This window comes from Methylobacterium mesophilicum, assembly GCF_022179445.1.
GTDB classification, from domain to species: Bacteria; Pseudomonadota; Alphaproteobacteria; order Rhizobiales; family Beijerinckiaceae; genus Methylobacterium; species Methylobacterium mesophilicum.
This window is the reverse complement of sequence record NZ_BPQU01000018.1, coordinates 79,467-103,524: the sequence shown is the minus strand read 5'-3', so window position 1 is coordinate 103,524 and position 24,058 is coordinate 79,467. Positions and strand designations below refer to the sequence as shown.

Below are 24,058 nucleotides of genomic sequence, written 5' to 3'. Positions count from 1 at the left end.
GCGCGGGTTGCGCCCATGCGGCGCGGCGGCCTCCCGGACCCGCCCGATCAGCTCCCGGACCTGGGCCTGGGTCTCGCCCCACAGGGCGTAGGTGTCGGCGTGGCGGCCCGCCACCGCCAGGGCCGCCGGCGAGGCGCCGCCGAAATAAACCGGGATGGCGTCGACCGGCTTCACCTCGGAGAAGCCCCGCTCAACCCGGTAGAACGCCCCCGCGTAGTCGAACGGCGCCGCGGCGGTCCAGCTCTGGCGGGCGATGTCCAGGAACTCCTGGGTGCGGGCGTAGCGCTCGTCCTTGGTGAGGTGGTCGCCGTCCTGGGCCAGCTCCCGGTCGTCGCCGCCGCTGATCACGTGGATCGCGACCCGGCCGCCGGTGAGCTGGTCGAGGGTCGCGAATTGCCGGGCCGCCACGGTCGGCGCCGTGAAGCCGGTCCGGTGGGCGATCATCAGCCCAAGCCGCTCGGTGACTGTGGCGACCTGTCCGGCGAGCAGCAGGGCGTCCGGCGCCGTGGCGTGGAACGCCACCAGCACCCGGTCGAACCCGCCCCATTCATGCGCCTGGGCCAGCAGCTTCAGGTAGTCCCGGTCGATCGCCGGCCCTTGCGCCGGGTGGATCTCGGAGGTGTGGCGGGGGGCGACGAAGCCGATGAACTCGACGGCCTCCGGGGGGATCAGGCTCATGATAAATCTCCTTGTCGGGGCGGTCAGATGCCGAGGACGGCCTTGCCGGCGGCGATGCGCACCGCGTCGGCCAGCGGATGCGCGCGCACGGGACGGCGCGCTGGTGCCGCTCCAGCGGGTGCGCCCGCGTCCGGGTCGCGTTTCCGCAGTTGCCTCCGACGCGCTGGACCACCGCGATCGCGTTCTCGGTGATGGCGGGCTTCACGAATCCGGTCATGACAAAGCGAGACGTACGCGGCGGTGGGATCCGACTGCAGGATCGCGATGGTCCGCTCGGAACTCCGCAGCGTCAACGAAACCGTTTTTCGAATATCGCGCCGCCGCAGGACGAGACTTCGCCTTGACCGGGGGATGACGAGAAGAAGCTGACCGTCGGCTCACGGATCAGAGGCGATCTTTGTTTTCGAGCGAGGGGCCATTCCGCGATGGATCGCGAGGGTACGGCACACCGCCCTGGGTTTCGCCCCGTATTCCGGAACACGCAAAAAGACCGGCCGGACCTTTCGGGGTCCGGCCGGTCTTCGTTTGGGAGCATCCCCGTCGCGGTCCCGCTCAGTGCCGCGGCAGGCTGTGCAGCGCCTTCAGGAACACGTCGACGTCGGACTTGGTGTTGTAGAAGGCCAGGGAGGCCCGCACCGACTGGTCGACCCCGAACCGGCGCAGGGCCGGCAAGGCGCAGTGATGGCCCGAGCGCACCGCGATGCCGTGCGCGTCGAGATGGTGGGCCACCGCCTCGTTCTCCTGCCCCTCGATCACGAAGGACATCACGCTCGCCTTCTCGCGGGCCGTGCCGATCAGGCGCAGGCCCTTCACCTCGGCGAGACCGCCCTGCGCGTATTCCAGCAGGTCGTGCTCGTAGGCGGCGATCGCCGGCAGGCCGATGCGCTCCAGATAGTCGAGCGCCGCACCGAGGCCGACCGCACCCGCGATGTCCGGCGTGCCCGCCTCGAACTTCTCCGGGGCGCCCTTGTAGACGGTCCGGGTGAAGGTGACGTCCTCGATCATGTGGCCGCCGCCCTGCCAGGGCGGCATCGCGGCGAGCAGGTGCGTCTTGCCGTAGAGCGCGCCCACCCCGGTCGGCCCGAACACCTTGTGGCCGGAGAAGACCAGGAAGTCGGCGTCGAGCGACTGCACGTCGAGCGGCATGTGCGGCGAGGATTGCGCCGCATCGACCAGCACCGGCACCCCGTAGGCGTGGGCCAGCGCGATGATCTCCCGCAGCGGGTTCACGGTGCCCAGCGCGTTGGCCACATGGGTCACCGAGACGATCTTCGTGCGGCCCGAGAGCAGGGCCGCGTATTGCTCGAAGATGATCTCGCCCCGGTCGTTGACCGGGATCACCCGCAGCGTCGCCCCGGTCGCCTGGGACAGGAGCTGCCACGGCACGATGTTGGCGTGGTGCTCGATCGTCGAGACGATGATCTCGTCGCCCGGGCCGATATTGGCCCGCCCGAAGGAATCGGCGACGAGGTTGATCGCCTCCGTGGTGCCGCGCAGGAAGACGATGTCGTCCTTCGATGGGGCGTTGAGGAAGCGGCGCACCGCCTCGCGGCCGCCCTCGAACAGGTCCGTGGAGCGCGCCGCCAGGGTGTGGGCGGCCCGGTGGATGTTCGAGTTGTGCCGCCCGTAGAATTCCGAGGTCGCGTCGATCACGGCCTGCGGCTTGTGGGTGGTGGCGGCGTTGTCGAGCCAGACCAGCGGGTGGCCGTTGACGCTCTGGTGCAGGGCCGGGAAGTCCCGGCGGACATGCTCCACGTCGAACGGTGCCGCCGCCGGGCTCGATCCCTGCGCCGTCAGCCGCGGCGCCGGACCCGGATAGCGGGCGGGCTCGACCCGGGGGCTCGCCGGCGCCTTGCGGGCCGGGCCGGGACCGGCGTTCAGGAAGTAGTAGTCGGACACCGGAGCCTCGGGCGCCCGGGACAGGTGCCCGGTCCGCGCGAAGCTTTCCTGAGCGACATCGACGCCCGGCCGGGACGGGTCGGCCGGCACCAGCTGCGGCGCGACCGCGTGCGCGAAGGCATTGGCGCGGGGATGATCCCCTGCCACCTGACGGTGCAGGTCGGCACCGCCCGGGAACGCAAGCGGCGCGCTCGGGAGCCCGAAATCCGGCAGGACCGGACGCGGGCTCGCCGGATGGACCGGCGGGATCGCGGCGGTGTCGAAGAAGGCCGGGCTCGCGGGGGCGAGGTTCGGCAAGGTCGGGCCGCTGAGGCCCGGCACGCCGAGGGCGGGCCCGCCGAACGAGCGGGCCGCCAGCGCCGAGGCATCCGGGTGCAGACCGGAGGGTTGCCCCCCGGTCTGCACCAAGGGGATTCCCATGGCCGCGCTCGGCACCGGGGCGCCGCCCGGTCCCTGAGGCAGCCCTTCGAGGGCCTGCGGGATCTGGGGTCCCGCGGGCAGCGTCGGGGCGAGGGGCTGGCTCGCGGCCTGCCCCTGCTGGTAGATCTCACGGGCGAGGCGCCCGATCAGATCGCTGTGGGCGAGCTCGGCCGGGCTCGCCTCCGGTCGACCGAAGGCCAGTCCCTCAGGCATAGTCATGGTAGTTGCCGAGGAGGACGTTATCGAGGCGGGCGATCGCGTCCTCGACCAGCACGGCGGCCGAGAAGTAGCGGGTCACCAGGTGCGAGGCGATCGAGTGGTCGTTGGTGCCCATGTAGCGCACCGACAGGCCGGGCTCGATCTCGCCGGTCACGCCCGACTTCTGCAGGCCGACCACGCCCTGCTCGCCCTCGCCGACGCGCAGCAGCAGGATCGAGGTGGTCTCGGCGCCGGTGACCGGATCGATGTCGATCGGCAGCTTGTCGCTCGGCACCAGCGGGACGCCGCGCCAGGTGATGAACGGCGCGCCGAACAGGTGGACGACGACCGGCGGCACGCCGCGGCGGGTGGCCTCCCGGCCGAAGGCCGCGATGGCGCGCGGATGCGCGACGAAGAAGGCCGGCTTCTTCCAGACCAGGGTCAGCAGCTCGTCGAGATCGTCCGGGGTGGGCGGGCCGCCCCGGGTGGGGATGCGCTGGCGCGGGCCGACCTCGCCCAGCAGGCCGAACTGCGAGTTGTTGAGCAGCTCCCATTCCTCGCGCTCCTTCACCGCGTCGACGGTGAGGCGGATCTGCTCGCGGAGCTGGTCGATCTCGTTCGAGTAGAGGTCGGTGACGCGGGTATGGGTGTTGAGGATCGTCTGGATCGTCGACAGGTGATACTCGCGCGGATGCGATTCGTAGTCGACGAAGGTGGTCGGCAGCCGCGGCTCGCCGGTCTGGACCGCCAGCAGCTCGATGCCCTGCTCGCCATGCGAGCTGGTGTGGCCCTTCAGCCGCTCCTGCTCGTCCCGGTACTGGGCGATCTTGGCGCGGATCTCGTCGCTTTCGAGGGCGTCCGGATCGAGGGTCAGCAGGGTGACCGCCGAGAGCGCCTTGACGGCCGGCGCGGGGGCGCCGGCGCCGAGCAGGTCGCCGTCACCGAAATAGTCGCCCCGGGTCGCCAGACCCTGGCGCAGGCGGCCCTTGTAGGGACCCGAGAAGGTCAGCTCGACCGTGCCGTCCGCCACCACGGTCAGGGTGCGGGTGCCGGCGCCCTCCTCGTGGATGATCTTGCCGGCCTTGTGCTTGCTCTCCGTGAAGCGCTCGGCGATCTTCGCCAGCTCGGCATCGCCCAGCCGGCTGAACAGCGGCACCGCCCGCAGCGAGGCGGGACGGATCGCCCGGTCCTTGCTCTCGGTGACGAGGTCGACGCGGCCGGGCCGGGCCAGCACGACGGCGCGCCGGTTGACGCGGTAGACGCCGCCCGCGACGTCCACGAAGGGCAGGAGCTGGAGGAGCCAGCGCGGCGTGTTGGCCGCGTTCTGGACCGACGTGACGGTGGCTGTCGCAAGATTGCGTGCCGCCGTGGCGCTCACGCTCAGACCCGGTCCACTCATCGTTCGTCCTCATTCTTCTCGATTGCAGGCGCGCCGCATCGACCCGCGATTTGGCGAGTTACCGCGCAGAACGTGCTGGCCGGGCGCAAGATTTGGTTGATTCCGACAAGATCTGATGACCGTGTCGTCCTTGAGGGGATCAAATTTTTTGCGCAGCCGCACAATCTACGGCAGACGCCAAACTTGCTCGTTGCTTCGTCGAGCCAGCAAAGCCAAGGTAAGCTTTGATTCTACACCGGGTCAACGGAACTATTTTTCCTATTTACCGACATTTTGTGGAAGGCATCACCCGGTAGGGCCACTATTGTAGAATGACGGCGGCGCAAAAGCTCAAGATCGGAGAATTATATTCTCGTTTCATCGCCAATCTTTTAGGATTGGCGGCGATCCTCTCGGAGAAAGATTTTCGCGCCGGGATCAGATCCCGTCCCCGAAGCCGAAGGACTGATCCATGCTCCGTGCCGGTTCCTCACCCGCGGCGAGGCGCGACACCACCCGGGCCGGCACGCCCGCCACGGTGGTGTGGGGCGGCACGTCGTGCAGCACGACCGCGGCGGCCGCGACCTTGGCCCCCTCGCCGATGCGGATGTTGCCGAGCACCTTGGCCCCGACGCTCAGCAGCACCCCGCGCTCGACCTTCGGGTGCCGGTCGCCGCTCTCCTTGCCGTTGCCGCCCAGCGTGACCGACTGGAGGATCGACACGTCGTCGGCCACCACCGTGGTCTCGCCGATGACGACCCCGGTGGCGTGGTCGATGAACACGCCGGATCCGATCCGGGCGGCCGGGTGGATGTCGCAGCCGAACACCTCCGAGATGCGGCTCTGGACATGCAGGCTGAGCGTCGCGCGGCCCTGGTGCCAGAGCCAGTGGGCGACCCGGTAGGCTTCGAGCGCCGCCAGGCCCTTGTAGAACAGGAACGGGTCGAGGTAGCGCCGGCAGGTCGGATCGCGCTCGCGGATGGCGATCAGGTCGCGCGCGGCGTTGGCCCCGGCATGGGGGTCGGCCTCGAAGGCGGACAGGCAGAGGTCGCGCATCGACAGGCGCGCGAGGTCGCCGTCGCCCAGGCGGTGGGCGAGCCGGTAGGCCAAGGCCTGGGCGAGGCTGCGCTGATCCAGGATCGTCGCCTGGACGATCCCGGCATAGAGCGGTTCCTCGACGAGCACGGCCTCCGCCTCGGTGCGCAGTTCCGCCCACAGCTCGCCCTCGAGGCTGCTGCGGCTGGTGGCCCGCAGCGGCGGGATCGCGGCCGAGGCCGTCACGTCCGGCGGATCCTGCAGGGGTTCTGGATTACGGGCGCCATCAATGCACCAGCTGGAACAGGTCGGCGAGGTAGTGCTCCAGCGTCTCGTGCCCTTCGAACTTCACGTCGACCGTGGCCGAATGGCCGTGCTGCCGGTGGATGCCGACGATCCGCCCCCGCGCATGGCGCCAGATCCCCAGGATCTCCGCGAGGTCGAGCCGTTGGAAAACCACTTGATCACCGTGCGCCATCGTCACTGAACCTTTCGCGCTGTCGTCGCTGCGGGAGCCGATCGTGCCGGCCCGATTCGAAGTCCGAAGCGGGTCCGGCGAGGTCCCGGCTCGTTCCAGGGAAGCTCTTCCGCCTGCCCGGCCGTTGAGGAGAAGGTTTCGTTCGCGGATTGCTCCTGAAAGAGCACGATCTTCATTAAGTACCTGAAAGTAATTGATAATTGCCGGTTCAAGGGCGTTTGGCAAGGCTTGTTCCGCGCCGTCCCGGGCGCTACCCCGATGGTCGGGGGCTGCCGGGGCGGCCTTCGAGTCGCGACACGAGACCCCGAAACGAGATCTGCATGAGCACCTATCTCCCGCCGCTCGCGGGCGGCCTGCTGATCGGCCTCTCCGCCGCGATGCTCCTGCTGCTGAACGGCCGGATCGCCGGGATCAGCGGCCTGGTCGCAGGCCTCGGCCGGCCCGGGCGCGCGCGCTGGCTCGCCGACGCCGCCTTCCTGCTCGGGCTGGTCCTCGGGCCGCCGGCCTTCGCGTTGCTGGCCGGGCGCTGGCCCGAGATGCGGATCGCAGCAAACCTGCCGGTCCTGGCCCTGGCCGGCCTGCTGGTCGGCTTCGGGACCCGGCTCGGTTCCGGCTGCACCTCCGGGCACGGGGTGTGCGGCCTCGCCCGCCTGTCGCCGCGCTCGCTCGCGGCGGTGCTGGCCTTCCTCGCCACCGGCATGCTGACGGTGGCCGCAACCCGGGTGCTGGCGTGAGCGCGGCCCTGCGCATCCTCGCGGCCCTGGCCGCCGGCCTCACCTTCGGGCTCGGCCTGGCGCTCTCCGGCATGCTCGATCCGGCCCGCGTGCGCGGCTTCCTCGATGTCGCGGGCGAATGGGATCCCAGCCTGGTCTTCGTGCTCGGGGGTGCCGTCACGGTGTCGGGGCTCGGCTATGCCGTGAGCCGGCGCCGTCCTGGCCCGGTGCTGGATACCCGTTTCGACCTGCCGGGCCGGCGCAGGATCGATGCGCCCCTGCTCCTCGGCGCCGCCCTGTTCGGGATCGGCTGGGGGCTCTCGGGCTTCTGTCCCGGCCCGGCGGTGGCGGCCCTGTCCACGGGAGCGGTGCCGGTCGTGGTGTTCGTCGCCGCGATGCTCATCGGCATGGCGCTCCACGGCCTGTTGCCGATTGCACCCGCCAAAAACGCGCCCTCTGTGAGACCCTCGGCCTGACCGGCCGATGATCGGACCGGGCGTTCCGCGCGCGGGGCAGCCCCTTCAGAGGCTCTCGATCCAGGTCTGCAGGACCGACAGGGGTTCGGGTCCCCGGCCGGGGCCCGGGCGCTGCGCGGCGTCGCTCGGGATGAAGCCGAACCGGCGCTTGAAGGCGCGCCGGAAGGTGCGCTCGTCCGAGAAGCCGACCGCGAAGGCGACCCGCGAGACGCGCGCCGGCTGCGCCTCGTCCTGGACCAGCATCCGCATCGCGTGCATCAGGCGGCGGTCGCGGATGTAGCTGACGATGCCGTGCGGCGCGAACACGCGGTACAGGGTCGAGCGCGACAGGCCGAGCCGCGCGGCGATCAGCGCCGGCGAGAGCTTCGGGTTGCCGAACTCGGCCTCGATGAACCGGCGGACCCGGATCCGCACGTCCTGGTGCGGGACAGGGTTCCCCGCATCCCGGCCGCGCAGCCAGGTCGCGCAGAGCTGGGTGATCGCCGCGGCCGCCGCCAGGGCCTCGCGCTGGTCCAGACGGTCGCCGCAGGCGACGACGTTGGCGACGAAACTGTGGACCAGGCGCCCGAACGGGTCGCCGTCGTGGTCCAGGGGCCGGCCGTGCAGGGCGTCGGGGTGGCAGCCCTGCTTCTCGAGCAAGACGCGCGGGATCACGACGTTCGTGGCGTCGACGGCGCCCGCGACGATGCGCACGGGCTGGGCCAGGTCGAACACGATGCACTGGACCTCGCCGACCGGCTCAGCGTCGTGGTCCGTCTCGACCAGGCTTTGGCCACGCCGGTAGAACTGCAGCAGGATGTGGTCGAGCCCCTGCTGGCGGATCATCTCCGGCGACCGTTCGAGGATGTGCGCGGGCGCGATCACGTCGCCGACCAGCAGCTCGCCGAGGTGATAGCTGCGCATCGCGATCGGGACGGTGAGGTCGGTCTCGGGTCCGAAGCTGACCGCGAAGACCGGCGCCAGATGCGCCTGCCAGGCCCGGCCCAGCGCGGCCGGATCGCCGGGGGGCTCGAAGCGGAGGCAGGCGATGCCGGGGGCCGGGGCTGCGGCATCCGCTTCGCCTGAGCGGAACGCCTCCGCGCCAGCAGGGGACGCCGTCGATGCGGCCGGGCCCCGCTGCTGTTCGGCAGAGTCGGCGAGGGCGCTGTGATGTCTCATCGTATCGGACCCGCAATGATCCCGCTTCCCAGCGATTGATGTCAGTCTTTCGACGAGCACTACCGCAAGAAGCAAATTGAAAACGCCGAATAATATCGATTCTCTTCGACACACCTCGGCCGGACCCTTGGATAGGCTTCCCGCCGGTCAATCCGGATCGAGTGCGCTCATCGCGTGGCCCCGCCGCATGCAGTACGTCTCAAAAGGGGTGAAGGAAGTGCCAAATCGCGCGTGCGCGGCACCCTGTGCCCGGGGCGTCATAGTCTGTCAAAGGAGTGCCTGCGTAAGTCCCGCGACCAACCTTCCTTGGGACTGAACGGACGATCCTCATGTCAGACCGGCACGATGCCATGAGCCCGACGGGTGAACGCTGCGGCCCTGACACGCGAGCGGGCCGCGTCGGAAGGCGGCATGGACGGGCTCGGCGCGGGCTTCTACTCGGCTGCTCGCTTGTGGCACTCGCCGCAGCGCTGGAGCCGGCGGCGGCCCAAAGTGTCGTGAGACGCTCGCCCGCGTTCCTGGGCCTGACGGCGTCGGATTTCGACACGCCCGAGTATCGGAACGATTGGGGTCTCGGAGCCATCAATGCCGCGACCGCCTATGCGCGCGGCTTTACCGGCCTTGGCGTGCTGGTGGCCGTGGTCGACACCGGCATAGATGCAGGGCATCCAGAGTTCCGGAACCTGGCGACCCCTGGCGGAACGCGGATCTCGCCGGCCTCAGCCGACTTCTACGAGTGGATTTCGCAGGCGCGGCCTCCTTTCGACATGCCCGCGATCGTGGATCGGGATGGGCATGGCACGCACGTGTCCGGGACCATCGGCGCCGCCCGCGACGGTAACCCCGCCGGTATGATGGGTGTCGCGTTCGAGAGCACGATCTTGGCCCTCCGAGCTATCGTGGGGACCGACGACAGCAAAACCTACAATAAGCCCGTCACTCAACTCATAGGCGACACTTCGTCAGCGATTGAATATGCTGCCGAACGCGGCGCGAGAATACTGAACGGTAGTTACGGATATTCTTTTAGAGACTCAAATGTTTTTCAAAAATATTCTTACGAAGCAATGAAATCTGAATACGACGCGATCAAGCAAGCCGCCCAAAAGGACATGCTCTTGGTTTTTGCGGCCGGTAACAATCATATCAACGGAAATATTTATAATTGGAATAATGCGTCCAGCTCATCGTTGATTCCGTACATCACACCTAAACACGCTGATAGCGGTGTTTATCGTCTCTTCGACGTGAACGGAATCGAGCAGAAACAGGCGGACTTCTCGGATATTTCTGGCTATATTGTCGCCGTCGTGAACGTCGATGAGAACAACGCGCCGAATTGGTCGAGCAATCTTTGCGGCGCCGCGGCTGCTTGGTGCATATCTGCACCGGGGACGGAGATCTACTCGACTTGGCCGCGCAACGACCATCCGGTCGATCAACATACGAACGGCTATTATACGATCAGCGGAACCTCGATGGCGGCGCCACACGTGGCGGGCGCCGCCGCGGTGCTGATGCAGGCCTTCCCGTTCCTGACGGCGCCGCAGATCGCCCAGACGATGTTCACCACCGCCACCCATCTCGGTGACGGTCCGAGCAACATCCCGAACGCCGTGTTCGGCTGGGGCCTGCTCAACCTCGGCAAGGCGATCGACGGTCCCGGCCAGTTCACCTCGACCTGGACGGTGAACACCACCTACAAGGGCCAAGCCTATTACGGATTGTTCGCCAACGACATCTCCGGGCCTGGCGGCCTGATCAAGACCGGGGCCGGCATCCTCGATCTCACCGGCACCAACAGCTACGCCGGCGGCACAACCATCAACGGCGGCGTGCTCGGCGTCCTGGCCGACCGCAACCTCGGCGCGGCGACCGGCGGGCTCGCGTTCGGCGGCGGCACGCTCGAAGTCCTGGCCGACGGCTTCGCCACCGCCCGGCCGGTGACGCTCAACAGCACCGGCACGCTGCAGATCGATACCGGGACCTCGAGCTTCGCGGGGGTGATGACCGACGGGACGGGGCCAGGCTCCCTGGTCAAGACCGGCCCCGGCACGGCCAGCCTGTCGGCGGCCAACACCTATACCGGCAGCACCCTCGTGGCTGCGGGTACCCTGGCGCTGACGGCGACCGGCCGCCTCGTCGCGCCGATCACCGTCGGCACGGCCGGCAGCTTCCTGAACGCCGGCACCGCCTCGGGCGGCTTGGTCAATATCGGCTCCACCGCCAACACCGGCACCCTCGCGGGCGGCGTGTCTAATGCCGGCACCCTGAACTCCAGCGGCTGGATCGCCGGCGGCCTGGCCAACGTGGGCTACGCTGCGAACACCGGCACGATCACGGGCGGCGTGATCAATGCCGGCCTCCTCGCCAGCAGCGGAGCGATCTCCGGCGGCCTGGCCAATGCCGGGTACGCCCTCAACAGCGGCACCATCGCCGGCGGCGTGAGCAACGCCGGGACGCTGGCCTCCAGCGGCAGCCTTTCCGGCGGACTGGCCAATACCGGCTACACCGCCAACAGCGGTACCATCGCGGGCGGCGTGAGCAACGCCGGAACCCTCATCACCAGCGGCAGCCTCTCCGGCGGCCTGGCGAATGCCGGATACACGGCCAACACCGGCACGATCGGCGGCGGCGTCGCCAATGCAGGGATTCTCACGACCAGCGGCACCGTCTCAGGCGGCGTGACCAACACCGGCACGCTGGTCGCCAGCGCCGGGCGGGTCGACGGCGCGATCCGGAACGCCGCCGGCACCTTCGCGGTCACCGGTACGGTCGCCAGCGACGGCACCTTCACCAACGCCGCGGGCGCCACCCTGTCGGTGGCGGGTGGCGGCGCCTACGGGCTGGCCGGTGCGCTCGGCAATGCCGGCACGGTCGCGGTCGCCTCCGGGGCGAGCCTCTCGGCCGCCGAGATCGGCAATGACGGCCTGCTCGTCAGCGACGGCGCCCTCAGCGGCCCCGTGTCGAACACCGGCACCGCCCGCCTGTCCGGACAGATCAACGGCGCCCTGACCAACACCGGCAGCCTGGTGTTCACCGGCCCGATCACCGGGATCACCGCGCTCGCCACCACCGGACCGCTCGACCTCGGCGGCGGCGGCTACACCGTGGCCGCCCTGTCCGGATCGGCCTCGGCCGTCCTGGGCAACGGCCGGCTCACGGTCGGCAGCCCCGCCTCGTCCACGTATGCCGGCACCATCCTGGATGGCACCAGCCCGACCAGCCTGACCAAGGTCGGCACCGGCACGCTCAACCTCACCGGCACCGGCCGCTTCTCCGGACCGACCACGGTGCAGGCGGGCACGCTGTCGCTCAACGGGTTCTGGACCTCGCCGATCACGGTGGCGGCGGCCGGGACCCTGCGCGGCACCGGCACGGTCGCCGCCCCGATCGTCGTGGCCGGCGCCCTGCGGCCGGGTAACTCGCCCGGGACCCTGACGGTGGCCGGCCCGGTGAGCTTCGCCCCCGGCAGCGTGTTCGGGATCGACATCGACGGCCTCGGCACCGGCGCCGGGGCAGGCAACTACTCGCGCCTGCTGGCGGTCGGCCCGAGCGGGGCGGTCGCGGCCAACGGAACCCTCGTGCCGGTGCTGCGTGGGATTACTGGCAATGCCGGCAACACCTTCACGCCGCCGCTGGGCCAGCGCTTCTCGGTGCTGGGGGCGCAGGCGGGCCTCGGCGGGTCGTTCAGCGGGCTCGCCCAGCCGGCGGCCGGCTTGCCCGCGGCCACGCGCTTCGACGCGCTCTACGGCGCCACCGGCCTCGACCTGGTGGTCACGCCCGCCGCCTACGGCAACCTCGCGCCCCTGGGCCTGGCCCAGACCGGCAATGCCCGGGCGGTCGGCGCGACCCTCGACCTGGCCCGGCCGGACGCCGGCACCCGGCCCGACGCGGCGCGCGCGCGGTTCTTCGATCCGATCTACGCGACGGCGCCGGGTTCCCTGGCGGGCGGGCTCGCCAGCCTGTCGGGTCAGAGCTACGGCGACGCCGTGATGGCCGACCTCACGGCGCGTCGGCTGGTCACCGCCACGATCGACCGGCACATGAGCTTCGGCGGCGGCAGCGCCAGCTTCAGCGCCGGCGGCGCCGGGCTCGGGCCCAACCGCACCGCGATCGACCTGCGCGGCGGGGCGGGCGCCCCCGACCAGCCGTTGGCCTCCGGCGAGGGCCGGATCTGGGCGGACGCGCTCTACGGCTTCGGCAGCCGCGGCGGCGACCGCGCCGCCGGCGGGGCCAACCTCGATGCCGGCGGCCTGCTGCTGGGCGTCGATCGCCAGGTCGGGCGCGACACACTGGTGGGCGGTGCGTTCAGCTACCTGCGCGAGACCGGGGCCTCCCGAAGCGGCGGGGCCGGCTTCGCGCCCGGCTCGTTCAGCGCCGACAGCTACGGCGGCACGGTGTACGGCACAACCCGGCTCGGTGCCGTCGTCCTGCGCGGCACGGCCGGGGGCGCCTATGCCGACGGCCGGGTCGACCGGACGGTGACGCTCGGCTCGAACCTGACCCGGGCGCACGGCGCCCCCGCGGGCGGCGACCTGAGCCTGTCCGGGTTCGCCGGCTACGCGATCGGCACCGGCCTGCCGGTCGAGGTCGTGCCCGAGTTGGGCTTCAGCTACGACCGGCTGAGCCGCGGCCGGGTCGTCGAGCGTGGCGGTCTAGCCGAGCAGGCCTTCACCACGGCGACGTTGGAGGGGGCCCGGATTCTGGCCGGCGGCCGGATCGCCAGCGTGGCGCTGGATGCGGGCGCTGGGCTGCGCCTGGATGCCCGGGCGTATTGGGCGCACGAGCTGGCCGACACCGCCGCCGTGGTGCGCTCGAGCCTGTTCGGGGTGCCGTTCTCGACCCGCACCTCTGCGCTGTCCCGGGATGGGGCCGTGCTCGGCGTGAGCCTGTCCGGCCCGGTGGCGCAGGGCGTCTCCCTCTCGGCGAGCTACACCGGCGAGGTCCGCCCCAACGCCACCGCCCAGGTCTTCTCCGCTGGGTTGCAGGCGGCCTGGTAGGGCAAGCGCTGGCGCGGCGACTGCCCGGTAGCCGCGGTCGCGATCTGCCGCCTGATCGACGGGATCAGGCGACACGATGCGGCGAGCCGCACGGTACCCCCCGGCGCTCGCGCTTCGCGGGGGGATGATGTCGAACCACCGGAAGTATTACGCGATCATGCGCCGGCGCGCGCTGGCGCAGGTGGCCGGCGCGGCGGATGGGGCGAACCGGTCATCGGAGGCCCGCGCCGTTCGACGTGAGCACCACTGATCGATGCCTCTTCGCTTCTGGCGGTCCGGGTCGGGCAGCCGGCGAGTTAACCCCGTTCTGTCGTCCAGCGTGCATCACAGTTGTAAGTACAACTCCTGATTGTAAATGATACGCCTATCGGCGACGGTCACTGCCGAACGTTCGGGAGAGAACCGTCATGGGGACGACCGCCAACGACGGCCAGACCTACCGGGGCACCGAGACGCTCAGGGAGGCGATCACCGCAGCCGCCGCCATCGGCTTCCTGGCTGGCGGCGGAACCCGGGTGATCGCCAATGTCGGTGACCTGCCGACCTTGCTGACGGCCGCGCTCTACCTTCCCCTCGGGGCCATTGCCGCCGCGGTACTGGCGGGTGTGGCGATGAACCTGATCGCCCTTCCCGTCCTGGGCACGGTCCTCACGCAACGTCGATTACCTGCTGTCGCCTATCAGGTGGCAGGAGCATTGTCGGGCGTTGCAGCCTTCGCGGGGGCGTTCGTCCAGTTCGCCCCCGCGGGCGCATGAGCGATCGGTGACAATGAATGGCTTGCCGATGTTTCACGGGAAACATCGAACCGAGCGCGCCGAACCGCTGCAAGAACCCTCACCCGGTGAACAGGACGGCAGTCCCGGTCAGCGCAGCAGTGCGGCACATCTGCTGCGAGGTCGGACGGAGTCGCCGCGAGCATCCTCGTTGCGAGCCCGCGTCGTAAGCGATCAAGCCGGGGTTGCACACACGGCGCCTCCCTGATCGAAGGTGCCCGGAACTTCTCCGGGACATGCCGTGACGACGCGACAGACTTCAAGCCCGCTCCGCATCGCGATCGTCGGCGGCGGTTTCACCGGTGCGGTGCTCGCGATCCATGCGATGCGAGCCTCGTCGGGCCAGCTCGACCTCGTCGTGCTCGAGCCCCGGGCCGAGCTTGGCCGTGGAGTCGCCTACAGCACCCGTGACCGCAGCCACCGCATCAACGTGCCGAGCGATCGGCTCGACATCGCAGCCGATATGCCTGGTGCCGTCACCGCGTGGCTGCACGCCCACGAAATCCTGCCCGACCCCGCGAGTCAGGATGAGGCTGGCGGTGCCTACGTGCCGCGAGCCGCGTACGGTGCCTACATCGCGGACGTCCTGGCCGAGACGCTGAAGGCAGCCGCCGACCGCGTGCGCCTGCGCCACCTGCGCACCAAGGCCGCCTCGGTGACGGCGGCGGACGGGGCTTGGCGGATCGTCACGGAATCCGGCGAGACGATCATGGCCGACCGGGTCGCGCTGTGCTTCGGCCACGCGGTACCCGCGCTGCCCTGCCGGCTTGGGCCGGGCGTAGCGGAATCCGCGGGCTTCGTGGCCGATCCCTGGGCGGCCGACGCACTCGCGGGGATCGCACCGGACGCGTCCGTGCTGGTTGTCGGCACCGGATTGACCATGGCCGACGTGGTGACGAGCCTCGGCGCTGCGGGTCATCGCGGGCCGATCACCGCGGTCTCCCGCCGGGGCCTCCTGCCGATGGCCCACGGGTTGTTCCAGATGGATCTCGACGTGGTCGGCGCATCACCGCCGACGACCGCCTTAAGCCTGCTGCGGCTGGTCCGCCGTCAGATCGCGGAGGCCGATCCAGCCCTGGGCTGGCACCCGGTGGTCGATTCCCTGCGCGCCGCGCTTCCCGATCTCTGGGGCGATCTGCCGGCGGCCGAGAAGCGGCGTGTCGTCCGCCGCCTGCTGCCGTTCTGGGAGGTCCACCGGTTCCGCATCGCCCCGCAGATCGCAGCGGGCCTGGAGCGGGCGCGGGCAGACGGGCGCCTCGTCGTAGAGCAAGCCGGCCTCGCCGGCCTCGATCGCATTGAGGACGGACGTCTGGAAGCCACGCTGCGACCGCGACACGACAGGATCACGCGACGGCGGTTCGACGCGGTGGTGCTGTGCACCGGCCCGGAACGTGAGGTCGCGCGCAATCCGCTGGTCGCCGCGTTGCTGGCCGACGGGACGGCTTGCCTCGATGCAGTCGGTCTCGGCTTGTCGGTCGACCGCCGCAGCCGCGTGCTCGGCCCGGAGGGCCGCCCGCAGCCGGGCCTTTACGCGTTCGGACCGATGACCCGCGGCAGCTTCGGCGAGATGACGGGCGCACCCGACATTGCTCAGCACATCGAGCGCGAGGTGGCCGGCTTGCTCGGGTGACGAGCGTGACGGCCCGCCATCGATGGCCGGGGTGGTGTGGGATCAGTTCCCGGTGCCGCCGGCCTGCCGGAGGGCGGCGGCGGCTTTCACGATCGACAGGACGCCGCTGCGGGTGGTCTGGTCCGGGATCGATCGGAATGCCGCCACGAGATCCATGATCTCGGGGTCGTCGAACAGGGCCTGGATGGATTCGGTGCCGGCCTCTGCGGGCACCTTGTCGGCGAAGAAGGTCTCGACCGGGACCTTGAGCAGGTCGGCGATCATCTGCAGGCGGCTCGCACCCACGCGATTGCGGCCCTTCTCGTACTTCTGGACCTGCTGGAAGCTGACCCCGATGGCATGACCGAGAGTCGTCTGGCTGAGGCCCTGAGCGGCTCGGAGCGCCGCGATGCGGCTACCAATCGCGCGGTCGGCTTCGGTCGCCAGCTTCGGCTTGGTCACGGCGCTCATCATGGTCTCACGGTCTCTCAAGGCGTGCAGCCGAGGTCGGCCACGTTCCACAGGCTGCCTAACTGAATAGCGCACGATTGAGTTTCGCATCACCATGCAACCCTCGCTTGTGCGAGGTGCATATCTTGGCTGTATCCGATGCCCTGTGTCACCGTGTCATCGCGTCGTCGGGCTCCGGTGCCTGCGCAGTCGCGATCCGATGCGTACTTTGCCACGTCGGCATGCGATCGAACACGGTCGAGGCGTATTCAGCGGAACTCCACGCTCTTCCCTCCGGCACGTCGTTCCGCGGCAGCGTCCGGGTTGCCGTCCGCGATCCCCGGCTATCCGGAACCGCAGCGACGCCCCGACGCGGAACAGAAACACCCGAGAACAGGCTCTTAGCCGGATTACGTTTCCGGATTGCTGCCGTCCGTTCGCGTACGCCGCGCCTCCCTACGTCGCGACACCGCCAAGGCATCGGTATCCACGCTGCGCCCCATCCCACGCGGCCACCGCGTTTCGATGCGCCCGAATACCCACAGCTCACCGGGGGGGCGCATTGCCGCTCTCGAGAGCCTGACTACCCAGGGGAGAGGCTGTTGGTAAGCCACTCAACCTGGAATGAGTCCAAGTTATCTTAGAACATTTCCATAATATTCCAGTTGCCTTGAGCAGTAAGGTGATGCCAACACGATCACGGCGGCGTGAGGTCGCGGTTTTCGAGAGAGTACGGGCGGGTCCGTGCTTCTATTAGAGGCATCAAGATGAACCGGTCCCGGGCTGCATCGACCTGGAACGTCATTGAACGGTCCGTGGCCGGATCCCTGTATCTCGCGTTGCTCTCAACGACTTGCGCCGTGGTCGCGCCGGGTGCCGCCGGGGCGCAGACCGCGCCGACCACCGATATCGAGCTGTCCGAACTGAGCGTGACCGGCGTGGCCCCCGGCCGGCCCCTCAACGGTGACCTGTACGGCGCCGGCGGCGCGACCGGCCCGGTTCCGGGCTACGTCGCCAGCCGGAGCACGGTCGGCACGAAGACCGACACGCCGATCCTGGAGACGGCGCAATCCGTTTCGGTCGTCAGCCGCCAGCAGATCCAGGACCAGAACGCGCTGACCGTCACCCAGGCGCTGCGCTACACCCCGGGCGTCTTCGCCGAATCGCGCGGGGGTGCCGGCTCGACCCGCCTGGAGCTGTTCAACATCCGCGGCTTCGCCGCCCCGGTCTTCCTCGATCAGATGGCGATCATCGGCGGGCGCGACGCCAACACGTCGATCGACGTCTACCGCCTGGAGCGGATCGACATCATCAAGGGGCCGGCCTCGGTGCTGTACGGGCAGTCCGGCCCGGGCGGCATCGTAAACCTCGTCTCGAAGGTGCCGCAGTTCGTCCGCCACGGCGAGGTCTTCATCCAGGGCGGCGGGTTCAACGAGGTCCGGAGCGGCTTCGACGTCGGCGGCCCGATCGCGTCCGACATCCCGGGCCTGGCCGACCAGTTCGCCTACCGGGTGGTCGGGCTCGGCTGGAACGGCGACGGGCCGGCCGTGACCACCAAGGTCGAGCGGGCCTTCATCACCCCGAGCATCACCTGGCGCCCGTCCACCGACACGTCGCTCACCCTGATCGGCAATTACCAGCGCGATCCGTTCTCGGGGTTCTACGGCGGCTTCCCGGCGGTGGGCACCGTGTTCCCGCGCAATTTCGGCAGCGGCCTGTTCGGACGGCTGCCGGTGAACTTCTACGACGGCGATCGCAACATCGAGCGCTCCGACCGGACCCAGGCCTCGATCGAGTACCTGTTCGACCAGCGTATCGGCGAGAACCTGCGGTTCCACTCGGCCGGGCGCTACCTGCGCACCCAGGGCGACTACCGCAGCGTCTACGGCGCCTTCAACGACCGGAACGGCCCGACCGCGACGGGGCCGCTCCTGGCGCGGTCGATCATCGGCACCAACGTGGCGGCCGAAGCCTACACGATGGACAACAACTTCATCGCCGAGTTCGACACCGGCTTCATCGCGCACACGGCCCTGCTGGGCGTCGATCACCGGACCTTCAGCACCCGCACCAGCGGCACCCCGTTCCCGAGCGCCCCGGACCTCAACATCCTGGCGCCGAACTATGCCATGAACATCGCCTTCCCGGCCTTCAACACCACCTCGCGGGTCGATGCGCAGCAGACCGGCGTGTACTTCCAGGACCAGGCGAAGTTCGATCGTCTCGTGCTGACCCTCGGCGGCCGCTACGACGTCGCCCGCCAGACCGGCCCGACCCGCAGCTTCTCCGGAAACACCAGCACCCTGACGCTCCAGGACGCGCCCTCCGACGCCCTGACCTATCGTGCGAGCCTGCTGTACCAGTTCGACGCCGGCGTGGCGCCGTACGTGTCCTACAGCCAGGCCTTCGAGCCGATCGTGAGCGGGCGCGTGTTCGACAGCGCCTTCGGGTCGGTGGGCCGCGTGCCAGACCCGATCCGCAGCGACCAGTACGAGGCCGGCATCAAGTACCAGCCGCCGGGCACCGACATCCTGCTCACCGCCGCATTCTTCGACATCCGTCAGTCGAACCGGACCTCCGCGGATCCCCTGCGCCAGGGCTTCGTGGTCCAGACCGGGGAAGTCGGCGCCCAGGGCTTCGAGTTCGAGGCGCGGGCCAACCTGACCGAGGGCCTGACGCTGATCGGCGGCGTCTCGCTCCTCGACATCCGCAACGTGCGGGATTCCGGCAGCACGGCGAACGACCTCACCCGGCTGTCGGTGCCGCTCCAGGGCCGGCGCCCGGTGCAGGTGCCGGACACGACGATCTCGCTGCTGGCGAACTATCGCTTTACCGACGGCCCCCTGCTCGGCCTCGCGCTCGGCGGCGGCGTGCGCTACCTCGGCCCGTCCTGGGGCGATCCGGCCAACACCTTCCAGGTGCCGGAGAGCGTGGTCGTCGACGCCCTCGCGTCCTACGACATGCGCCACATCGCTCCGAGCCTGGCGGGCCTCACGGCGGAGCTGAACGTCAACAACCTGCTGGACGAGCGCTTCGTCTCGAGTTGCCTGTCCTACTCGGCCTGCTTCTACGGTCTGCCGCGCACGGTCTATGGAACCCTGCGTTACCGCTGGTGAGAACCGACCGATGCGCAACAGCTTCCGGCAGTCGATGGCGTGGCTGCACGCTTGGTCCGGCCTGATCGTCGGCTGGGTCCTGTTCGCGGTCTTCGTCACCGGGACCGCGAGCTATTACCGGCCCGAGATCTCGCGCTGGATGCGGCCCGAACTCCGCGCCGATGCCGTGATCGGCGCGGACGCGACGGCCGCCGCAGTGGAGCGCGGCGTCGCCTACCTGCAGGCGGAGGCGGGCGGCGCGCGGGCGTGGTTCATCACGCCGCCGCGCCCGGACCTGCCCCTGCTCGAAGTGTTCTGGCGGACTGCACCGGGCCAGCCGCCGAAGCGGGTGTTCCTCGATCCGGAAACCGGGGCGCCGGCGGCCCTGCGCGACACCCGCGGCGGGGATTTCCTCTACCGGTTCCATTTCGAGCTGAACATGGCGCCCCTCTGGGGCCGCTGGGTCGTCGGCATCTGCGCGATGATCATGCTGATGGCGCTGATCTCGGGCATCGTCACCCATCGGCGGATCTTCGCCGACTTCTTCACCTTCCGGCGGGACAAGTCCGCCCAGCGCGGCTGGCTCGACGCCCACAACGTCACGGGCGTGCTCGCCCTGCCGTTCCACCTGATGATCACCTATACGGGGCTCGTCACCCTGTCGTTCATGTACATGCCGTGGGGCATGAACGCGGTCTATCACGGCGACACGCAGCGCTTCTTCGCCGAGGCCGGCCAGATCACCGCGCCGCGCTCGGCCGCGGGCCGGCCCGGTACCCTCGCCCCCGTCGGGCCGATGGTGGCGCGCGCGCTGGACACGATCCACGAACCCCTGGAGCGGATCTCGGTCGTCAACCCGAAGGACGCGAACGCCACGGTGGTGGTCGTGTTCGAGGAGCCGCACGGACTCTCGCACGAGCATCCGCAGGTCGCCTTCGACGGCACCACAGGCGCCGTCCTGGAGGTCCGGGCGGGCGGGTTGAAGCCGGCGGCCAAGACCTTCACCACCATGGTCGGCCTGCACGAGGCGCATTTCGCCGGCCCGGGCCTCCGCATCCTGTTCTTCCTGTGCGGGCTCGCCGGCAGCGCCATGGTGGCCACGGGGCTGATGCTGTGGTCGGTGGCGCGCCTGCCCAAAAAGGCCGGGACCGAGGCTGGGACCGCCCTGCATCCGGGCCTGCGCCTCGTCCAGGGCCTCAACGTCGCGACGATCGCCGGGCTGCCGGCCGCGATCGCGGCCTATTTCCTCGCCAACCGGATCCTGCCGGTGGATCTGGCAGACCGGGCGCTCTGGGAGATCCGCGGATTCTTCGGCGTCTGGGTGCTGATCGGGCTGGTCGGAGTGGTGCGGCCCCAGCGCCGGGCCTGGCCCGAGGTGCTGAGCGCGGCCGCCGCCCTGTACGCAGCGGCCGCCGTGGCCGATGGCTGGCGGATGCAGCGGGCCTACGGCGTGGGCGATCCGGTCGATCCGCTGTTCGTCGGAGTCGACCTCGTCCTGCTCAGTCTCGCGGCGCTGCTACTCTTCGCAGCCGGTAAGGCCGCCCGCTACGACGGGACCCGGCCCGCGCGCACGCGCGATGCGAACCGGCAGGCCTTCAGCGGCACCGCCGCCGAATAGGCGGCCGGGATGGGTTCGGCGACCGCTGGGGCCCGCACATCAACCGCGCTCGGGCCCCGTGGGGAAGCGACGCGCGAACCAGTTCCGCAGGAGCTGGCGCTCATAATACAGGCCGCCGGTGGAGAAGCGCGGGTTGGACGTCAGCAGGAAGTTGATGTCCGTGACCGTATCCTCCCCCTGCGCAACGATGCGACCGCCGCGGCGCAGCGCGTAGGCGAGGCGGATGCGCGGCGGCGTGGCATCGGTCACGACACGCACGCCGCTCGGCGTGGCGAAGCCGGGCCGGTCGAACCCGGCCAGGTCGACGTCGAGGACGGTGATGTCGAGGCGCTCGTCCGGCCGGAGCCGGGTGTTGCCGAGATCCACCAGGATCCGCGTCAGCTCGGCGAGGGTGACCCGGAGCGGCTGCCCGGACGCGAAGCGATTCTCGGCGTCGGTGAAGCGTTCCGGCGCGGCGTAGCGGACCTGAACCTCGGCGGCGGCCGGGCCGGCCGCCAGCAGAGCCGATCCGGCCGTCGAGAGCATCCCGGCCAGGACGAGGCCGGCCTTGCCTGCACCGTGCTTGCTCATCGCGACGCTCACCGTCTCGCTGTTTCGTGATCCGCGGTTGCGGCCGTGTGTCGCCGGGACCGGGCGCACTCTCTGTCCGACTGAGGGGAACCCCCCTGCGCGGGCTCCTGTTTCCGCGCTCCGGGCAATGATGAGCCGGATATGTATTCAGCGATCGCGTGATGGGGCGTCCATAGTCTCGCCGCGTTCCGGGCGCCACCTGTCGTCATCAGCCCGCGAGGGCAGCCCTTCATGGGAGCGCGCACCGCTTGCTCAATTCTTTCCTGGCGATCCTCACCGTTGTCGCGGTCCTGGCAGTCACGGCGCTGTTCAAGCTGCCGCTCCTGCCGTTCCGCCTGGCCGGTCGTCTGCTGCGGGGTCGTCCGGCGGTCGCCTGATCGGCTGCCCGACCGGATCATCCCGCCGCGTCGATGACGAATTCCATCCCGCGACCTGGCCCCTGATCGGCATAGTCGACCAGGGCCAGGCCGCGCTCGGCGAGCGTCGCCTCGACGATCGCGCGTTCCTTGCGGACCATCTGGCCGATCGCCAACGGGGTCAGGCGCGGGCTCGCCCGGCGCAGCTGATCGACCCCGATATGCGCCGGCGTGCCGTCGCCCTCGGCAATCCGCGCGAGCGCGAGGGCTAGATCCTTCGCTTTGGTCTCCGCGGCAGATTTCGGCTTGAACGCCATATGACCGTCTCCCTGTTTTCGTACGCGCATCGTCCCGACCGGTAGCCGCCGGCTTTCCGGATAAGCCGATGCGCTAAGCCGCCGCGCCTCACGCGGCCTGCACGTCCACGTTCACGTCCACGAACGCCCGGATCCAGACGCGCCGCCCTTTGGCGTCGTAGACCTCGACCTGCCAGGCCGACCAGTCGAACCGCTCGATCCGCTCCATCAGCCCGAGCGCGACCCGCTCGGCATGGACGCGCATCTGAGCCGCCGTCGGCAGGCGCCGGCCCTTCAGGTCGATCACCAGCTCATGCCCGTCCGTACAGTGGAAACGATACAGCCGCGTCGGCATCGGCCTGTCCTCGATCAATAGACAGTCCTCCTGAAGAGTTCGAAGCCGCGGCACCGGCGCAGCCGAACGTCCACGCGATCGCCCAATGTTCGCTATATGTTCTAGTTGCATTGGGGTCGTGATGCACCCGCGGACGTGCGAATTGCCTGTGGGCATTCGTCTCGGCCGGACGATGATGGGCGACCGGACGCGAACCATCAGACCGAGGCGATGGCGCTGTATCGTGGGGGCGCTGGCGGCATCCCTGGTGGCCGGGGGCGCGCCCCTGCGAGACGCCGAGGCGGGATACCTGACGGCGATCCGCACGGTCGCGGCGCGCCTGACCGTGCAATCCATCGGTCATCGCGCGGCCGTCGAGGCCGCGCTCGGCATCACGCTCAAGCTCGAGAGCGAGGGAGCCTTCCGGTTCTGGTCGGGACCGGGCTTCCGGCTCGATGGGATCCCGGTTCGCGACGTCGATTACCGGGAGCCGACGGCCGAGGCGGACCCGGCGGCCGGCCCACTCCTGGCCCTCGACCTCGAACCCGCCGCCTGCCTCACCCTCGACGCGATCCGGGCGTCTTTCCCGGACGCCCGGATCACCGCCACGCCGCGCGGCTCGTACGGCGAGCGAACCTCCCTGTCGATCGATTCCGGGGGCGGGGAACTGACCTTCGGCATCGCCGCCGACCCGCCGGAATGCCTGAACGTCCTGATCTTCATGCGCAAACGGGCGTCCTGACCGCCGGGACGCGCGCCGCCCGAGGACACACCCGGTCGCGATCAGGCGGCCTTGCCGTTGCGCTTGGCCATCGAGCCGGGCTGGCCCAGACCGATCGCCTTGGCGAGGGCGGAGCGCTGCTCGGCGTAGCTCGGGGCGACCATCGGGTAGTCGGTGGGCAGGCCATAGCGCTCGCGGTAGCTCTGCGGGCTCAGGCCGTTGGCGGACAGGTGGCGCTTCAGCGTCTTGTAGGTCTTGCCGTCGATGAAGCTGACGATCCCGTCATGCTGGACCGACTTGCGGATCTGGGCCGCGCTCGGCTTGTCGACGGCGGCCGGCGCAGCGGTGCTGCCCTCGGTCGGCACGGCGCCGGAGGCCAGGGCGGCGATCGCGCCATACACCCGGGCGATCAAGGCCGGCACCTCGCTGGCCGGGACGGGGTTGTTCGCGACATAGGCCGCGACAAGACCAACGGCCAACTCGGTGAAGTTGGACGATTTCCCATAGGATGTCTCGTTCATATTCAGCCCCTCTGAACCTGCGTCACCACCTTGTTGTTTCGGGCCGTCTTGGGATTCAACACAGGAAATCCGGCTTTCAACGCTATTCTGCTGGCACCGCCCGCTTATCGGTCACCCCGGCCTGGGATATTTAGGCAATGACAGGCGTTGCAGCGGCCCTCAGGCGAGGCGGCCGAGGCCCCGACCAGGCCTGGATTCAGCGTCGGCGTACCCGGATGTCATAGCCAGACATGGCGCGCCTTCCTCCACCCCGCGAGGGCTCGAGTGTCGCAAGGGCCT

20 protein-coding genes are annotated in these 24,058 nt (G+C 69.7%); 9 read left to right on the top strand and 11 right to left on the bottom strand.

Annotated elements, in window-relative coordinates; genetic code table 11:
* The 5 genes from MFF40_RS18140 to MFF40_RS18120 all read right to left on the bottom strand — a co-directional run.
* The coding region (locus tag MFF40_RS18140; protein WP_238261642.1) for an LLM class flavin-dependent oxidoreductase at positions 1 to 678 on the bottom strand (678 nt) is incomplete at its 3' end.
* A 552-nt stretch (positions 679 to 1,230) separates the two neighbouring features.
* Positions 1,231 to 3,216 carry a family 2A encapsulin nanocompartment cargo protein cysteine desulfurase gene (locus MFF40_RS18135; protein WP_147897648.1) on the bottom strand — a complete coding sequence of 662 codons (1,986 nt, stop codon included), beginning with the start codon at positions 3,214 to 3,216 and terminating at the stop codon, positions 1,231 to 1,233.
* Complete coding sequence (locus tag MFF40_RS18130; RefSeq protein WP_238261640.1) at positions 3,203 to 4,594, bottom strand: family 2B encapsulin nanocompartment shell protein; 1,392 nt, start codon at positions 4,592 to 4,594, stop codon at positions 3,203 to 3,205. The genes MFF40_RS18135 and MFF40_RS18130 overlap by 14 nt, the downstream gene beginning before the upstream one ends.
* A 417-nt stretch (positions 4,595 to 5,011) precedes the next feature.
* Positions 5,012 to 5,854 (bottom strand): serine O-acetyltransferase, encoded by an 843-nt coding sequence (gene cysE / locus MFF40_RS18125; RefSeq protein ID WP_147857106.1) that lies wholly within the window; start codon positions 5,852 to 5,854, stop codon positions 5,012 to 5,014.
* 40 nt (positions 5,855 to 5,894) lie between these two features.
* Positions 5,895 to 6,086, bottom strand: coding sequence for a hypothetical protein (locus MFF40_RS18120; RefSeq protein ID WP_147857105.1), 192 nt, complete (start codon positions 6,084 to 6,086; stop codon positions 5,895 to 5,897).
* Between the two features lie 320 nt (positions 6,087 to 6,406).
* Between MFF40_RS18120 and MFF40_RS18115 the strand changes: the two genes are divergently transcribed.
* Together MFF40_RS18115 and MFF40_RS18110 are read left to right on the top strand one after the other, a co-directional pair.
* On the top strand, positions 6,407 to 6,820 hold the full coding sequence (locus tag MFF40_RS18115; protein ID WP_238261638.1) for a YeeE/YedE family protein: 414 nt from the start codon (positions 6,407 to 6,409) through the stop codon (positions 6,818 to 6,820).
* Positions 6,817 to 7,275 carry a YeeE/YedE family protein gene (locus tag MFF40_RS18110; protein WP_238261636.1) on the top strand — a complete coding sequence of 153 codons (459 nt, stop codon included), beginning with the start codon at positions 6,817 to 6,819 and terminating at the stop codon, positions 7,273 to 7,275. The genes MFF40_RS18115 and MFF40_RS18110 overlap by 4 nt, the downstream gene beginning before the upstream one ends.
* A 45-nt stretch (positions 7,276 to 7,320) precedes the next feature.
* On the opposite strand, the gene MFF40_RS18105 is transcribed toward MFF40_RS18110, so the two are convergent.
* Positions 7,321 to 8,433, bottom strand: a complete 1,113-nt coding sequence (locus tag MFF40_RS18105) for a helix-turn-helix domain-containing protein (protein WP_238261634.1) — start codon at positions 8,431 to 8,433, stop codon at positions 7,321 to 7,323.
* A 329-nt stretch (positions 8,434 to 8,762) separates the two neighbouring features.
* On the opposite strand from MFF40_RS18105, the gene MFF40_RS18100 reads away from it, so the two are divergent.
* The 3 genes from MFF40_RS18100 to MFF40_RS18090 all read left to right on the top strand — a co-directional run bounded on the left by MFF40_RS18100 (position 8,763) and on the right by MFF40_RS18090 (position 15,839).
* A complete protein-coding gene (locus MFF40_RS18100; protein ID WP_308447712.1) occupies positions 8,763 to 13,436 on the top strand; it encodes a S8 family serine peptidase in 4,674 nt (1,557 codons plus the stop codon).
* A 407-nt stretch (positions 13,437 to 13,843) separates the two neighbouring features.
* Entirely contained in the window at positions 13,844 to 14,191 is a 348-nt protein-coding gene (locus MFF40_RS18095) for a hypothetical protein (protein WP_238261632.1), read from the top strand.
* A gap of 259 nt (positions 14,192 to 14,450) precedes the next feature.
* On the top strand, positions 14,451 to 15,839 hold the full coding sequence (locus MFF40_RS18090; protein ID WP_238261630.1) for an FAD/NAD(P)-binding protein: 1,389 nt from the start codon (positions 14,451 to 14,453) through the stop codon (positions 15,837 to 15,839).
* Positions 15,840 to 15,881: 42 nt separating this feature from the next.
* On the opposite strand, the gene MFF40_RS18085 is transcribed toward MFF40_RS18090, so the two are convergent.
* The gene (locus MFF40_RS18085) at positions 15,882 to 16,289 is read right to left on the bottom strand and encodes a helix-turn-helix domain-containing protein (protein ID WP_238261628.1); all 408 of its coding nucleotides are present in this window, start codon (positions 16,287 to 16,289) and stop codon (positions 15,882 to 15,884) included.
* Positions 16,290 to 17,035: 746 nt separating this feature from the next.
* Here MFF40_RS18085 and MFF40_RS18080 point away from each other — a divergent pair.
* Together MFF40_RS18080 and MFF40_RS18075 are read left to right on the top strand one after the other, a co-directional pair.
* On the top strand, positions 17,036 to 19,384 hold the full coding sequence (locus MFF40_RS18080; protein ID WP_238261626.1) for a TonB-dependent siderophore receptor: 2,349 nt from the start codon (positions 17,036 to 17,038) through the stop codon (positions 19,382 to 19,384).
* 10 nt (positions 19,385 to 19,394) lie between these two features.
* Complete coding sequence (locus tag MFF40_RS18075) at positions 19,395 to 20,981, top strand: PepSY-associated TM helix domain-containing protein (RefSeq protein WP_147897887.1); 1,587 nt, start codon at positions 19,395 to 19,397, stop codon at positions 20,979 to 20,981.
* 39 nt (positions 20,982 to 21,020) lie between these two features.
* Here the strand turns inward: MFF40_RS18075 and MFF40_RS18070 are convergent, their stop codons facing one another.
* Entirely contained in the window at positions 21,021 to 21,551 is a 531-nt protein-coding gene (locus tag MFF40_RS18070) for a DUF3016 domain-containing protein (RefSeq protein ID WP_147854109.1), read from the bottom strand.
* Between the two features lie 248 nt (positions 21,552 to 21,799).
* Here MFF40_RS18070 and MFF40_RS28875 point away from each other — a divergent pair, with 248 nt between their 5' ends.
* Positions 21,800 to 21,928, top strand: coding sequence for a hypothetical protein (locus MFF40_RS28875; RefSeq protein ID WP_281406477.1), 129 nt, complete (start codon positions 21,800 to 21,802; stop codon positions 21,926 to 21,928).
* Positions 21,929 to 21,945: 17 nt separating this feature from the next.
* Here the strand turns inward: MFF40_RS28875 and MFF40_RS18065 are convergent, their stop codons facing one another.
* Both MFF40_RS18065 and MFF40_RS18060 read right to left on the bottom strand, forming a co-directional pair.
* Positions 21,946 to 22,224, bottom strand: coding sequence for an adenylosuccinate synthase (locus MFF40_RS18065; RefSeq protein WP_147854110.1), 279 nt, complete (start codon positions 22,222 to 22,224; stop codon positions 21,946 to 21,948).
* Between the two features lie 88 nt (positions 22,225 to 22,312).
* Complete coding sequence (locus MFF40_RS18060; RefSeq protein WP_147854111.1) at positions 22,313 to 22,558, bottom strand: DUF6894 family protein; 246 nt, start codon at positions 22,556 to 22,558, stop codon at positions 22,313 to 22,315.
* Between the two features lie 223 nt (positions 22,559 to 22,781).
* Between MFF40_RS18060 and MFF40_RS18055 the strand changes: the two genes are divergently transcribed.
* Entirely contained in the window at positions 22,782 to 23,279 is a 498-nt protein-coding gene (locus MFF40_RS18055; RefSeq protein ID WP_147854112.1) for a hypothetical protein, read from the top strand.
* Between the two features lie 41 nt (positions 23,280 to 23,320).
* Here MFF40_RS18055 and MFF40_RS18050 read toward each other — a convergent pair whose 3' ends face one another.
* Complete coding sequence (locus tag MFF40_RS18050; protein ID WP_147897885.1) at positions 23,321 to 23,779, bottom strand: Ros/MucR family transcriptional regulator; 459 nt, start codon at positions 23,777 to 23,779, stop codon at positions 23,321 to 23,323.
* Positions 23,780 to 24,058: the final 279 nt, after the last annotated feature.